We start from the raw sequence: 13865 nt of genomic DNA on the forward strand, positions 1-13865 counted from the left end.
AGAAAGATTATCTCCACGGCAACGAAATAACACAAATATCAAACGCGCGGGCGTTTGCGGTACAGCCACAATCCGGGGATCGACAGCCCGATAGAGAGCGCACCGACAATGGACGACGCTTTAAGAAAGTTGCTCAGAAGAAGGATCATCTGCGGCTCGGTGTAGCCAAAATGGCTGATTTTCACCGCCGAAATCATTGCCGTATACGCCGATATGCCCGGGAACATTGGGATCACGGCGGCGACGGTGAAGACTTTAGGATGCGCCAGATACCAGCGCGACCATTGAATGCCGATGCTACCGACCAGCATAGAGGCCATAAATGTCGACCATTCGATATTAAAACCCGCCGCCATCATGGCCATCCGCGAGCCGTGACCAATCGCCCCCAACAGCGCACACCACGGCAGAGCACGTTGCGGAACGTTAAAGACCATCGCAAAGCCGACGGCAGGAATGGCGGCCAGGATCATATCCTGTGCCAGTGCCAGCAGAAAATCTATCACGCCCATCCGCGTAACCCCCAGAGAGTCATAGCCATGACCACGCCGATACAGGTTGCCAGCGTCAGCAGGCTGGCGATGGCCCAGCGTGCCAGACCGGTATTAATGTGCCCTTTAAACATATCGGCAACGGCGTTGATTAACGGAAAGCCCGGCACCAGCAAAAGCACGCTGGCCGCCATGGCAATCGTCGGGGTGTTGGCGAACTGCGGCAGGCGCAGCAGCAGGCCTGAAACGGTAGTGGCGACAAACGCGGTAATGCAGAAGTTAATTTGCGGGTGCAACTGCCGATGGGTCAGCAACTGGCGTACATACATGGCGATACTACTGGCGAAAAAGGTGACCAGTGCGCCATCCCAGCCGCCTTTATTGAGCTTACAGAAACAGGCGCATGAGAGCCCGACCATCAGCACGACAAGCCAGCGCGGATAACGTAACGGTTTGATTTGGTTGAACCGTTTTTCAATCTCTTTGAGATCGAGAAGCTTATGCTCCGCAAGGATGACGATATGCTGCACTTCGGTCACAACGTGCATGTTAATGCCACGGTCCTGGTTTTTACGGGTGGAGGTCAGGCACTGACCGTCCTTGATCGTGGTCAGCACAATGGCGTTGGAAGAGATGGCGCTTTCCACGCTGTCCATCCCCAGCGCCAGCCCCAGCCGGGTTGAAAGTTCCTCAACCAGCGCGCTTTCCGCGCCGTGCTGGAGCAGAAAAAGACCGCACTGAATACAGAGCCGCGTGATAGCACGCTGCGTTGACCGTTCTGCCTGCATGTCGTGTCCTGAAGAGAAGGTGAAGAGTAGCCGCGTGGCCCGTAGTGCCTACTTTTAGCACAAAATGCAGTGGCAGTTGCTGTGGGTCAGATCAAGGTTTATGCAAACAGTTGCAGCCTGGCTGACGAAAGACGTTGGGATCAATTTATCAATTCGGTGAATTATTGGTTTGGAAATATAGAATATTTGTATTTAGTTATTCTAATTTTATATTGTCGATATTTTAATGATTGTCGAATTAAATTTATTGTCGCTTTGTGAGATATTAGTGCAGTTTTAGGCATTTCTTAAACTTAAAACATTTCTCATCTTCTGCTTGTATTAATCAGTTTTACACTCAGGGACGAAAATACGTATAACTTGATGCGTTTTAACGTTACTTATCAAATGAAAATGGACACGGAGGGTCTATGTTGTCATTGCACGGTAAGCATGGCGTTGTCATTAGCCGGATACCCGTAATGCAAAATGGGTTAGGGGATGTGGTGACACGTCATTTTCCCGATTTTGAATTGACCTATTGCCGCTCACTGCAGGAGTTGACCCTGCTTCAGTTACGCCGCGCAGATGTGATTATTGCCGATGTTTCAGGCGAATACAGGAACCCGCGGGGTGCGCTCGAAGAGTATTACCGCTTATTGAATCAGTACAGGGATATCCACTGGATCTTTTTGGTTTCCCGGCCATTTTATCCTATTGCTGTTGAGCTGCTTATGCGCCCGGAAACCACGTTGCTTTCTGATATGGAACCTATCGAAGGTGTCGTGAACGCTATCCGGGCAGGAAGTGAACGCGCAGAGCGGATTAGCCAGACGTTATTAACTCCCGAATCTCAGGAAGGCGAAGAGGAAGACGAACACGTCATTGCGCTTACAAATTCTGAGCGCAAGGTACTTCGTCTGTTAGGTAAAGGGTGGGGGATTAACCAAATCGCTACGTTGCTTAAGAAGAGCAATAAAACGATCAGTGCGCAGAAAAACAGTGCGATGCGAAGGCTGTCATTACGGAGTAATGCCGATATGTACGCCTGGATCAACAGTACACAGGGAATGAGAGAGCTGAATCTCATGTCAGCCTATGGAGAGTTCGAGGAATGGAAAAAACCGATTCAACACGACATATCGCCATCATCGAAAATTGCACGATGAGTGCCATTGGGCTGCAGCATCTTTTTGCGCAGTCCGAACTCAGTCAATATCAACTGCACCTGTTCAATGATTTCGATGGCTTTAAGAAGGCGCTTTATCACGTTAATTTTTTCTCGCTGATCTATTCCCTTTCCGATGCGCGAGAAGCGCGTCGTAACTGCCTGGCACACCTGAGGGATCTCGCGTTTACGCATAGCCATATTCAGCGCATTATACTGGTATCTGATGAGATGGAGGCGCGGCTGATTAGCCATCTTTCCCCTTCTCGTCTTCATGGTGTGGTCAGTAAATCAGTGACGCTTGAACACCTGCGGAAAGAATTCATGGTGCTGTTGAGCGAAACGCTGCGCATAAACGACAATATGCTTAATCACTGGTACTGCAGCCAGAACCGGATGTTAAGCCCGACGGAGAGGGCAATATTGCGTTATATGTCGTGCGGCTATTCCATCCCTGAAATCGCGGCGCAGCTTAAGCGCAATATCAAGACTATCCGCGCACATAAGTTTAATGCGATGGTGAAGCTGGGGGTGAATTCTGACGTCGGGTTGCTCGATGCCGCGGATATTCTTACGCATTTGCCGGTAAGAGAAACGCGTAGTGTGGGGTTAAACAAACCGACATTTTTGTAACCTGCCTTTTGCGCCAGAGATCTTCTGGCGCATCAATCAGATGCACACATCGACCCACTTTGCGGATGTCAGCTCTGCCATTCTGTCCGGAGAAATACGCACAGCACTATGGATTGCGCCAGCGGCAGGAAGCACTTCCGCGTACTGTTTTAGAGAGATATCACAGTAAACCGCGAGCGGGTTTTCCAGCCCGAACGGGCAGACGCCGCCAACGGGATGGCCCGTCACGGTGACCACTTCATCACTGCTGAGCATGCGCGCTTTTGCGCCAAAGGTGTCTTTCAGTTTTTTGTTATCCAGACGCGCATCACCCTTCGCAACGACCAGTATCACCTCATTTTTAATCTTCAAAGATAAGGTTTTGGCGATTTGTCCCGGTTCCACACGATGGGCGGCAGCAGCCAGCGCAACGGTAGCCGTACTCTGGCTAAGTTCTATAACTTCTATCTCCGGCGCGTTGTCGGCAAAAAACTGCTGTACGGACTGCAAACTCATTATTTCCTCCTGACAAATAACCTGCGTAATCTGTCATAAGAATTTATGCTCTGTAAATATCTCTTAAGTAACAAATATCCCGGATGGCTGATTTCTGGATCCCCTTCACAATCACAGAAACCGGTTACAGTAACCGGTTGCAGAGCGTGATGCGTAGATTAATACTGAGTATGTAACGTCCCTGTATCCAATAATAAGAGCCAATTATGAAACCATTTCGTCTGAGCAGTACCGCGGGTACACAAGCCAGCAAGGTTGTGAAGCTGAGTTATGGAACAACGTGCGGCGCGAGCGCGTCCGTTATAAACGTCTGACAGGAGAGCTGCCATGTCTGCCAACCATGCTGCGTTTAATCTGATATTCCGTTTCGTTGAAAATTACGTTAGCCCGATTGCCGGGCGCATCTCTTCTCAACGTCATGTGATGGCTATCCGTGATGGCTTCATCTCCGCGATGCCGTTTATGATTGTGGGTTCATTTTTATTAGTGTTCGCTTACCCGCCGTTTTCGCCTGATACCACCTGGGGTTTCGCACGCGCCTGGCTGGATATGGCGAAACAATTTGAAGGCCAGATCCTCACGCCGTTTGATATGACGATGGGGATTATGTCCATTTATATCTGTGCGGCCATTGCCTATAACCTGGGCAAACACTATGTCAAAACGCACCAGCTCGATCCGTTTATGTGTGCCATGCTCTCGCTCATGGCATTTTTGCTGGTCGCGGCACCGAAAACCAAAGGTACACTTCCTGTCGATAGCCTCGGTGGAACCGGTATTTTCACCGCCATTCTGGTCGCGATTTACTGCGTTGAGATGATGCGTTTCCTCAAGGCGCATAACATCGGTATTCGCCTGCCAGACCAGGTACCGCCGATGATCAAAAACTCCTTTGACCTGCTGATCCCGGTGCTGGTGGTGGTGTTAACGCTCTATCCGCTGAGCCTGGTGATTCAGTCTCAGTTTGACATGCTGATCCCGCAGGCGATTATGTCGATCTTTAAACCCCTGGTTTCCGCGGCAGACTCACTGCCTGCGATTCTGCTGGCGGTACTGATTGGGCATTTGCTGTGGTTCGCCGGGATCCACGGCGCGGCCATTGTCTCCGGGATGCTGCAGATGTTCTGGCTGACAAACCTTGGGGCTAACCAGACAGCGCTGGCCGCCGGTCAGCCTTTGCCACATATTTTTATGGAAGCCTTCTGGACGTTCTTCATCGTGATCGGTGGGTCGGGCGCGACGATGGGGCTGGTGATTTGCTATCTGCGTAGCCGCTCGGCGCATTTACGTTCTATCGGGCGTTTGAGCGTGGTGCCCAGCTTCTTTAACATCAACGAACCCGTTATCTTCGGCACGCCGATTGTGATGAATCCGGTGTTCTTTATACCGTTCCTGCTGGCCCCCATGGTTAACGCCGTCCTGGCCTGGGCCGCGATGACCTTTGATTTGATAGGCCGGGTCATTTCCGTCGTACCCTGGACAGCACCGGCGCCGATAGGCGCAGCATGGGCCCTGGGCTGGGATTTCCGTGCAGCTATTCTGGTTGTCGTTCTGGCCTGCGTATCGGCCATCATCTACTACCCGTTCTTTAAAGTTTACGAGAAACAACTGCTGGAGCAGGAAGCTGAAGAAGCGCAGCGTAATGCGGAAGAGGATAATCAGCAGGTGGCCTAGGTAAAAGCAAAACGGCAACTTTCAGGTTGCCGTTTTTAGTGTTTGTTCCCTCTCCCCGTGGGAGAGGGGCAGGGTGAGGGCATCAGGCCGCACCCAATTACTTCAGCGTACAATCCCCGCACTGCTTAACGTCCGGCAGGCGATAGCGCTGGCAGCAGGTGCGGCGCACCAGGAGTCCGTCACGGAGTACAACGGTACGAAAGAGCGGGTTATCGCGGCCGTCTGAAAGCTGTTTTGCAAAGAAACAGGACTGACGCAGTGCATCAACGTTCTCATCACCAAGCAGCGGTTTCATTTCCGTTAAATACCAGTGGATTAAATATCCGGTATTACTCCAGATAAGCTTTCCGTTGATCTCCCCCGCCGCTTCAAGCGCATCCACCACCGGGATCAAGGCCTGAATGACAAGTTGCTCCAGTCGTTCCTGGGCAGAGAGGTGTGCCGCGTTCAGGTCCTCGTGCAGATCGATCCAGAAACAGGCCGCTCGACCGGTTTCGTGGAACTCGACATGGAAATGTTCCGGGGAGAGCGCCAGCATGCTTTTCTGGGTTAACACCGCCAGCATGAGCGGAGGTACCATCAGCCCGATATACCATTGCGCCCACAGGGAAAGCAAAGGCTTATTTTCTCGCGTCAGGGCTGGCTGATTGCGATAGATATGGTCGGAATAGGTGGCAAGCAGCGACTGCAGCGTAGAGGGTTGTCGCCACTCCGCGAGGGTCATGGCGTGGTGCGGGGGCGCTTCATCAAGCCGGATAAAGTCCAGCAGGTGAGCGCGTGTTTCCGCAATCTTATCCCGTATGGCATCCGCAAGCGACGCATTCCCGTTGGTGAGGGGCGCTCGCCAGAGAAGGGGTTCAACAATGTGTGCGGTATGCGTAGCCATAGTTGAGATAGGAATCTAAATGATAATGATTGCCAATCCTAACTATTGCTTATACCAATGGCAAGACTTTTGTCCTGATTCAACGCCGACTCGTCTACGCGGTTTGCAGCTCTTCGCTCAGAAGAATGTTGTTACGCCCCAGATGCTTTGCTTCATAGAGCGCTCTGTCTGCTCTCTCCAGCGCGCCTTCGACATCTTCATTTTCAAAAATGGCAATACCGATGCTGATGGTGACATTGGTGGCGACGCTTTCGTTGAAGAGATGCGGGATTTTCAAATCGTAGACTTTTTGCCGGATCCGCTCTGCCGTATGACGGGCGTGTTCAAGTGAAATATTCGTCAGCAGCACCATAAACTCTTCCCCGCCGAAACGCGCCACAATGTCACGCGAACGCACGGCGTCGCGGATTGCTGCAGAAACACGTTTCAGGGCCTGGTCACCCATCATATGGCCGTAGTGGTCGTTATAGGCTTTGAAGTGGTCGATATCCATCAGCAGAACAAAGTGTTCACCGTTTTCCACCGCTGGCAGGTTCTCCAGGCGGCTCTGCAGGCCGCGACGATTATAGAGGCCGGTAAGCGGATCCATCATGCTGAGATCGGTAAGGGTCTCCCGTTCTTCCAGCAGCCGGGAAAGCAGTTCCTGCGCAAAGCGATCGTTGCGTCTTTGCAAAATGTTATGAATAGCGATGGCCACCACAGGAAGTGCGAAGGAATAGGTCATTCTCAGCCACATCTCTGGATCGCTTAACCACAGACAGACAATAAACGCGGGGAGTGAATGCAGAGTAAATGCTTTGATATTACTGGCGAATGCTAGCGTTCCGATAAAAAGCACCGTTAATAGGGCGATTAACAAATACGTCGCCTGGTTATGGGTAATTAGCGAAAATTTCGAATCAATTTGCCATGCCCACAAAATACCGAAGATCCCTGAAACCACAGGAATATTTATCTTTCGCGCACACTTTTTCCAGTGCCAGACGAACAGGCCTATGCTGATGGAAAAAATAGCAATCAGCGGGGCGGAAAACACGCGCACGGAATAGAGCGGATTTGTTACCGAGAACACCGCTGAGGTTGCATTCAGAAATAAAAATAAACGTAACGATAATTGATATTTTCGTTGAACCAAAGACCGCCAGGATTGTGATGTCATAGTCGTGCGTTTTTATTAAAATTTAATTAAAACAGATAAATAGGCGTTGTTTTGCAATAAAATATGCAAAAAACTCAAAGAGTAATTATAAGAAAAACTTTATGTGTAGTTAACAGGTGAGCAATTTATCACCTTAGGCTATTCCTGTCATTCTACATAGCGGTAAAGGTCGAACTTTTTTGATTGTCTGCGCTGACAAATGATAATCTTTATCATATGATATTGTTTATCATTATCGTTGTGAAAGGGCGATGCATGTTGAACAGGGTGCTGGGAAGTGCATGGGGGGTACTGCTGCCGGGCGTCGTGCTTGGCGGTTTGATGTTCGCCGATCTCTCCATTGATGTCTGGAAGACCATTCTTGTGTCGGGATTGCTGGTGACTTCATGCATGATCTGGCATAAGCAACTACGTCACTTTGTTTTACTGCCATCCGGTATGGCACTGATCGGTGGAATTCTGGTAATACTGATGAGTTTGAAATAACAGGGAAAAATAAGAGGTACAACAGAAGGGATGCAAGATAATTGGTGCGAGGGGGGGACTCGAACCCCCACATCCGTAAGGACACTAACACCTGAAGCTAGCGCGTCTACCAATTCCGCCACCTTCGCACAGTTATCTTACTGGTTTGATATCGCCTCGTTGGTGCGAGGGGGGGACTCGAACCCCCACATCCTAAGGACACTAACACCTGAAGCTAGCGCGTCTACCAATTCCGCCACCTTCGCCCAGTGCGAGCAATATCAACGTGATTTATGGTGCGAGGGGGGGACTCGAACCCCCACATCCGTAAGGACACTAACACCTGAAGCTAGCGCGTCTACCAATTCCGCCACCTTCGCATACCATCGATACTGTAAAAGTATCGTAACCACGGAGGCGCATTCTAGATGTTTTCAGCTTTACGTCAACAGAAAAGTGCGCACGATTTATTGATCGCTGCAAAAATGGTCGGGAGCGAGGTGCCTGTTTGCCGGATAGCGCATGCGCTTATCTGGCAAACAGAACGGGAGATTACTTTTTGGCCTGACGCGTCATCACGGTGCGATACACCTTAAAGCGGCCGGTCTGGGCGATCACTTCGTGGAAGCCAAAGGTTTCATCCAGCACTTTCGGATACGCCAGGAAGGCGTTCGCGACGATACGCAGTTCACCGCCACTGTTGAGGTGACGGGTCGCACCACGAATCAGCGCTTGCGCCGCTTCGAGGCTGGTCTCCATACCGTCGTGGAACGGCGGGTTAGAGATGATCATGTCAAAGCGGCCGGTCACGTCAGAGAAGACGTTGCTGGCAATAACATCGCCTTCAATGCCGTTTGCCGCAAGCGTTGCACGGCTGGCTTCTACCGCCGGGGCGCTCACATCACACAGGGTTAAACGGACTTTAGGCGAATGGCTGGCAAGCACCGTTGAAAGCACGCCCGCGCCGCAGCCCACGTCCAGCACTTTGCCTTTGGTGTGTGGTGTCAGGGTAGAAAGCAGCAGCTTACTGCCGGTATCCAGCGCATCACGGCTGAACACGCCCGGCAGAGTTTTGATGGTCAGGCCGTCAAGCTGATACTCGTCCCAGTAGGTGTTAGCATCGAATTCTGTCTGTTTTTCCAGACGACCATGGTACAGACCGCAGCGACGCGCGCTGTCGACTTTATTCAGTGGCGCATAGCCTTCCAGCATCTGTTCAGCACTGCGCACGCCGCTGCGGTTCTCACCGACAACGAAAATGTCGCAACCCACCGGCAGCAGGGAGAGCAGGTTCATCAGCTGAAACTGGGCTTCCGGCTTGTTCTTCGGCCAGTAGTAGATCAGCGTATCGCAGTCAGCAATATCGCGCTGCTCCGCCACCAGGCTAAAGCGCGCGCGCTCGCCCATCTGTCGGCTCAGGACCTGCCAGTGGTGGTAGTATTGGGTATGGGCACGGCTTTCAGCACAGTCGAAACGCGCAGGCAGGTCATCCTGCATATCTCCGGCAAACAGAATACGGCTTTCTTCGAAATCATCACTGTGACGCAGCAAGACTTCACTTGCCGGGGTAAATGCAGACATGAATTATTCCTCAATAAACTCAGGCGGGGATTATAGTAGGTAGATGGCGCACTTTCGACACATTTGCTATATTTGCGCGCCTGAGAGACAGGAGTTTTCGCTATGACATCCCGACGAGACTGGCAGTTGCAGCAACTGGGCATCACCCAGTGGGCCTTGCGTCGCCCGACGGCGTTGCAGGGTGAAATCGCTATCTCCATCCCGGCGCACGTCAGGCTGGTGATGGTGGCGGAAGAACTGCCTGCCCTGAATGAACCCCTGATTGGTGATGTCCTTCGCAGCCTGAAGCTGACTTCCGACCAGGTTTTACAGCTGACGCCGGAACGGGTGGCAATGCTTCCTCCTGAGAGTCGGTGTAACAGCTGGTGCATCGGAGAGACGACCGACATCTCTCTTCAGGGGAGCCAGATCTGCTCGCCAGCGCTGGACGAACTGAAAGCCAACCCAAAAGCGCGCAGCGCGCTATGGCAACAAATCTGCGAATATGAACACGATTTCTTCCCTCACGACGCCTGACCTGACCACCGCGTTCGCGATTGAAACACGCGCCCACGCGTTTCCGTGGAGCGAAAAAACGTTCGCCAGCAACCAGGGCGATCGGTACCTCAACTACCGGCTGGACGTTGACGGCACTATGGCGGCGTTTGCCATAACGCAGGTCGTCCTTGATGAGGCGACGCTGTTTAACATCGCGGTTGACCCTGCGTTTCAGCGCTGGGGACTGGGAAGAGAACTGCTTGAGCATCTCATTCGTGAGCTCGAAACCCGTGACGTTTTTACCCTCTGGCTGGAGGTGCGCGCGTCGAATGTCGCCGCCATCGCGCTCTATGAAAGCTTAGGCTTTAACGAGGCGACAATCCGCCGTAACTACTACCCCACCGCAGAGGGACGTGAAGACGCCATTATTATGGCTCTGCCAATTGGATAACAAAGATAAGGTTGTAACGATGAAATGGGACTGGATTTTCTTTGATGCCGACGAAACGCTGTTTACCTTTGACGCGTTCGGCGGCCTACAGCGGATGTTTCTCGACTATAGCGTGACCTTCACCGCTGAAGATTTTCAGGACTATCAGGCGGTGAACAAGCCGCTGTGGGTGGATTATCAGAACGGCGCCATCACCGCGTTACAACTCCAGCACCAGCGTTTTGACGCGTGGGCGGAACGCTTAAACGTCAGTCCGGGCTCGCTGAACGACGCTTTTCTCAATGCGATGGCAGAGATTTGCTCCCCACTGCCGGGCGCGGTTTCCCTGCTGGATTCTCTCAAAGGTAAAGCGAAGCTTGGGATCATCACCAACGGCTTTACCGCGCTGCAGCAGATCCGCCTTGAACGCACCGGCCTGCGCGATCATTTTGACGCGCTGGTGATCTCCGAAGAGGTGGGGGTGCCGAAGCCGGATCCGCGAATTTTTGATTATGCCCTGGCGCAAGCCGGAAATCCCGACCGCGACCGCGTGCTGATGGTAGGGGATACCGCAGAGTCTGATATTCTGGGGGGTATGAACTCCGGTCTGTCGACTGTCTGGCTGAATGCGCATGGCCGCGTGAAGCCTGAAGGCATTGAGCCGACCTGGACCGTCACGTCGTTGAACGAACTGGAGCAACTCCTGTGTAAACAATGATTGCCTGCCCCCCATTGATGGGTAAAATAGCCGCAATTTTGTATTCCATGACGCGTGGCGTGCTGCCGCGCTTATAAAAGAAGATTTAATTATGACGTTGTCTCCTTATCTGCAAGAGGTGGCCAAGCGCCGTACTTTTGCCATTATCTCGCACCCGGATGCCGGTAAAACGACCATCACCGAGAAGGTGTTGCTGTTCGGACAGGCGATCCAGACTGCGGGTACCGTTAAAGGCCGTGGCTCCAGCCAGCATGCGAAATCAGACTGGATGGAGATGGAAAAGCAGCGTGGTATTTCGATTACCACCTCCGTGATGCAGTTCCCGTATCACGACTGCCTGGTAAACCTGCTGGACACCCCGGGCCACGAAGACTTCTCCGAAGATACCTACCGTACACTGACGGCAGTGGACTGCTGCCTGATGGTGATCGACGCCGCGAAAGGGGTAGAAGATCGTACCCGTAAGCTGATGGAAGTTACCCGTCTGCGCGATACGCCGATCCTCACCTTTATGAACAAACTCGACCGTGACATCCGTGACCCGATGGAGTTAATGGATGAAGTGGAAAACGAGCTGAAGATCGCCTGTGCGCCAATCACCTGGCCTATTGGCTGCGGTAAGCTGTTTAAAGGGGTGTATCACCTCTATAAAGACGAAACTTACCTGTATCAAACCGGTAAAGGGCACACCATTCAGGAAGTGCGCATTGTGAAAGGTCTGGACAACCCGGATCTGGACGCTGCGGTCGGTGAAGAGCTTGCCGCGCAGCTGCGCGATGAGCTGGAGCTGGTGAAAGGTGCCTCGCATGAGTTCGACAAAGAACTGTTCCTGAGCGGTGAAATTACCCCGGTGTTCTTTGGTACCGCGCTCGGTAACTTTGGCGTAGACCATATGCTCGACGGTCTGGTGGAGTGGGCGCCACAGCCGATGCCACGCAAAACCGACACCCGTGAAGTGGAAGCGAAAGAAGAGAAATTCACCGGCTTCGTCTTCAAGATTCAGGCTAACATGGACCCGAAACACCGTGACCGCGTCGCCTTTATGCGCGTAGTGTCCGGTAAGTATGAAAAGGGCATGAAGCTGCGCCAGGTGCGTATTGGTAAAGATGTGGTGATCTCCGACGCGCTGACCTTTATGGCGGGTGACCGCTCGCACGTTGAAGAAGCGTATCCGGGTGACATCATCGGTCTGCACAACCACGGTACGATCCAGATCGGCGATACGTTCACTCAGGGTGAAATGATGAAGTTCACGGGTATCCCGAACTTCGCCCCTGAGCTGTTCCGTCGTATTCGCCTGCGCGATCCACTGAAGCAGAAACAGCTGCTGAAAGGTCTGGTTCAGCTCTCTGAAGAGGGGGCGGTGCAGGTCTTCCGTCCTATCGCCAACAACGATCTGATCGTCGGTGCGGTCGGCGTACTGCAGTTCGACGTTGTCGTTGCGCGTCTGAAAAGCGAATACAACGTGGAAGCGATTTACGAATCGGTGAACGTGGCGACGGCGCGCTGGGTTGAGTGTTCTGACGTGAAGAAATTCGAAGAATTTAAGCGTAAGAACGAAGTACAACTGGCGCTGGATGGCGGCGATAACCTGACCTATATTGCCCCAACCATGGTGAACCTGAACCTGACGCAGGAGCGTTATCCTGACGTTCAGTTCCGCAAAACGCGCGAACACTAATTCCCTCTCAGAGCACGGCACTCGCCGTGCTCTTCTTTATTTCCTGTCTTATTAGTCCCTTGCGGAATGTTCTTAATTCACTGCGTTTTCACGCCTTTTGCCTATTTTTTGCCCAAATCTGAAAGCGGCATTGTGAGAGTGATCTATATTTAACTCAGTGTTTAGCACCGGGCGTGGATAAATTAACTGTTCAATGCATGGCTTTAGGTTATCCATTTCGCCCGTGTGTTTATTCGCAATATATAAAACTACTAAGGAAGTATGTAGCCCGAATAACGGGTCAACACAGGAATACATCGATGAATATGACAAGACTGAAGATTTCTAAAACTCTGCTGGCTGTAACACTGGGTAGCGTTCTGGTTAGCGGTTCCGCTCTGGCGGAAAGCAGCACCATGGATAAAGCACAGTCCACGGCCGATAGCGCAGGGCAAAAAATCGATAGCTCTATGAATAAAGTCGGTAATTTCATGGACGACAGCTCTATCACAGCAAAAGTGAAAGCCGCACTGGTGGATGACGAAGCGATCAAGAGCACCGATATTTCCGTTAAAACCGACAAGAAAGTCGTGACCCTGAGTGGCTTTGTGGAAAGCCAGGCCCAGGCCGAACAGGCTGTCAAAGTGGCGAAGGGTATTGAGGGTGTCACCTCCGTGAGCGATAAACTGCACGTTCGCGACAGCAAAGACGCTTCAGTGAAAGGTTATGCCGGGGATGCGGCAACCACCAGCGAAATCAAAGCTAAACTGTTAGCAGATGACATCGTACCGTCCCGTAAGGTGAAAGTGGAAACCACCGATGGCGTGGTTCAGCTTTCCGGTACGGTTGATTCCCAGGCGCAAAGTGAACGCGCCGAGTCAATTGCGAAAGCGATTGATGGTGTGAAAAGCGTTAAAAACGATCTGAAAACGAAGTAAATCTGGACCAGTCGCCCGCCAGGCTCAACCCTGCGGGCGAAATAAGAACGACTCTGGAAAAACGCCGGTGAGTGACCTGAGCGCTCACGTTTAGCGGCCGACATTAACTATGGTAAAGGAGAAGCTTATGTTTCGTTGGGGCATTATATTTCTGGTTATCGCGTTAATTGCCGCCGCATTGGGCTTTGGTGGACTGGCAGGTACAGCGGCATGGGCAGCTAAAATTGTCTTTGTTGTGGGTATTATTCTGTTCCTGGTCAGCCTGTTTACAGGGCGTCGACGTCCATAGCAAACGCAATATTCCATCAACAAAATAAAGCCAG

General features: G+C 51.9%; 16 protein-coding genes and 3 tRNA genes. 10 read left to right on the forward strand and 9 right to left on the reverse strand.

Going from position 1 to position 13865, the window contains the following annotated elements; translation table 11 throughout:
* Positions 1-38: 38 nt before the first annotated feature.
* Both ACMGGM_RS16330 and ACMGGM_RS16335 read right to left on the reverse strand, forming a co-directional pair.
* The gene (locus tag ACMGGM_RS16330) at positions 39-512 is read right to left on the reverse strand and encodes a threonine/serine exporter (protein ID WP_014882436.1); all 474 of its coding nucleotides are present in this window, start codon (positions 510-512) and stop codon (positions 39-41) included.
* Positions 503-1279 carry a threonine/serine ThrE exporter family protein gene (locus ACMGGM_RS16335; protein WP_023331964.1) on the reverse strand — a complete coding sequence of 259 codons (777 nt, stop codon included), beginning with the start codon at positions 1277-1279 and terminating at the stop codon, positions 503-505. The genes ACMGGM_RS16330 and ACMGGM_RS16335 overlap by 10 nt, the downstream gene beginning before the upstream one ends.
* A 410-nt stretch (positions 1280-1689) precedes the next feature.
* Here ACMGGM_RS16335 and ACMGGM_RS16340 point away from each other — a divergent pair, with 410 nt between their 5' ends.
* Positions 1690-2427 carry a helix-turn-helix transcriptional regulator gene (locus tag ACMGGM_RS16340; protein WP_023331965.1) on the forward strand — a complete coding sequence of 246 codons (738 nt, stop codon included), beginning with the start codon at positions 1690-1692 and terminating at the stop codon, positions 2425-2427.
* Positions 2424-3059 carry a DNA-binding transcriptional activator BglJ gene (bglJ, locus tag ACMGGM_RS16345; protein ID WP_014882439.1) on the forward strand — a complete coding sequence of 212 codons (636 nt, stop codon included), beginning with the start codon at positions 2424-2426 and terminating at the stop codon, positions 3057-3059. Before ACMGGM_RS16340 ends, bglJ begins: the two co-directional genes overlap by 4 nt.
* Before the next feature lie 36 nt (positions 3060-3095).
* Here bglJ and ACMGGM_RS16350 read toward each other — a convergent pair whose 3' ends face one another.
* On the reverse strand, positions 3096-3554 hold the full coding sequence (locus tag ACMGGM_RS16350) for a YbaK/EbsC family protein (RefSeq protein ID WP_014882440.1): 459 nt from the start codon (positions 3552-3554) through the stop codon (positions 3096-3098).
* Between the two features lie 327 nt (positions 3555-3881).
* On the opposite strand from ACMGGM_RS16350, the gene ACMGGM_RS16355 reads away from it, so the two are divergent.
* Positions 3882-5228, forward strand: a complete 1347-nt coding sequence (locus ACMGGM_RS16355; protein WP_014882441.1) for a PTS sugar transporter subunit IIC — start codon at positions 3882-3884, stop codon at positions 5226-5228.
* A gap of 97 nt (positions 5229-5325) precedes the next feature.
* On the opposite strand, the gene fhuF is transcribed toward ACMGGM_RS16355, so the two are convergent.
* Positions 5326-6114: a siderophore-iron reductase FhuF gene (gene fhuF / locus ACMGGM_RS16360; protein ID WP_045134353.1), complete on the reverse strand. Its 789-nt coding sequence runs from the start codon at positions 6112-6114 to the stop codon at positions 5326-5328.
* A gap of 94 nt (positions 6115-6208) precedes the next feature.
* A complete protein-coding gene (locus ACMGGM_RS16365) occupies positions 6209-7273 on the reverse strand; it encodes a GGDEF domain-containing protein (protein ID WP_087529116.1) in 1065 nt (354 codons plus the stop codon).
* A gap of 216 nt (positions 7274-7489) precedes the next feature.
* On the opposite strand from ACMGGM_RS16365, the gene ACMGGM_RS16370 reads away from it, so the two are divergent.
* Entirely contained in the window at positions 7490-7759 is a 270-nt protein-coding gene (locus tag ACMGGM_RS16370; protein ID WP_250365997.1) for a DUF1435 domain-containing protein, read from the forward strand.
* Positions 7760-7801: 42 nt separating this feature from the next.
* Here ACMGGM_RS16370 and ACMGGM_RS16375 read toward each other — a convergent pair.
* The 4 genes from ACMGGM_RS16375 to rsmC form a co-directional block, all read right to left on the reverse strand.
* Positions 7802-7887: transfer RNA gene (locus ACMGGM_RS16375), tRNA-Leu, on the reverse strand.
* A gap of 32 nt (positions 7888-7919) precedes the next feature.
* Positions 7920-8004 (reverse strand) — tRNA-Leu (locus ACMGGM_RS16380).
* Positions 8005-8032: 28 nt separating this feature from the next.
* Positions 8033-8118, reverse strand: a tRNA-Leu gene (locus tag ACMGGM_RS16385).
* 172 nt (positions 8119-8290) lie between these two features.
* Positions 8291-9319 (reverse strand): 16S rRNA (guanine(1207)-N(2))-methyltransferase RsmC, encoded by a 1029-nt coding sequence (gene rsmC / locus ACMGGM_RS16390; RefSeq protein WP_014882445.1) that lies wholly within the window; start codon positions 9317-9319, stop codon positions 8291-8293.
* Between the two features lie 102 nt (positions 9320-9421).
* On the opposite strand from rsmC, the gene ACMGGM_RS16395 reads away from it, so the two are divergent.
* The 6 genes from ACMGGM_RS16395 (at position 9422) to ACMGGM_RS16420 (ending at position 13831) form a co-directional block, all read left to right on the forward strand.
* Positions 9422-9835, forward strand: coding sequence for a DNA polymerase III subunit psi (locus tag ACMGGM_RS16395; protein WP_250365958.1), 414 nt, complete (start codon positions 9422-9424; stop codon positions 9833-9835).
* Positions 9804-10247: a ribosomal protein S18-alanine N-acetyltransferase gene (rimI, locus tag ACMGGM_RS16400; RefSeq protein WP_250365959.1), complete on the forward strand. Its 444-nt coding sequence runs from the start codon at positions 9804-9806 to the stop codon at positions 10245-10247. Before ACMGGM_RS16395 ends, rimI begins: the two co-directional genes overlap by 32 nt.
* A 19-nt stretch (positions 10248-10266) precedes the next feature.
* On the forward strand, positions 10267-10944 hold the full coding sequence (gene yjjG / locus ACMGGM_RS16405; RefSeq protein WP_180253670.1) for a pyrimidine 5'-nucleotidase: 678 nt from the start codon (positions 10267-10269) through the stop codon (positions 10942-10944).
* 91 nt (positions 10945-11035) lie between these two features.
* On the forward strand, positions 11036-12625 hold the full coding sequence (gene prfC, locus ACMGGM_RS16410; protein WP_008502076.1) for a peptide chain release factor 3: 1590 nt from the start codon (positions 11036-11038) through the stop codon (positions 12623-12625).
* A gap of 299 nt (positions 12626-12924) precedes the next feature.
* Positions 12925-13542, forward strand: coding sequence for a molecular chaperone OsmY (gene osmY, locus ACMGGM_RS16415; protein ID WP_050862271.1), 618 nt, complete (start codon positions 12925-12927; stop codon positions 13540-13542).
* A gap of 127 nt (positions 13543-13669) precedes the next feature.
* Positions 13670-13831 carry a DUF1328 domain-containing protein gene (locus ACMGGM_RS16420; RefSeq protein WP_003856556.1) on the forward strand — a complete coding sequence of 54 codons (162 nt, stop codon included), beginning with the start codon at positions 13670-13672 and terminating at the stop codon, positions 13829-13831.
* Positions 13832-13865: the final 34 nt, after the last annotated feature.

This window comes from Enterobacter sp. BNK-14 (assembly GCF_047456095.1).
Classification (GTDB): Bacteria; Pseudomonadota; Gammaproteobacteria; order Enterobacterales; family Enterobacteriaceae; genus Enterobacter; species Enterobacter kobei.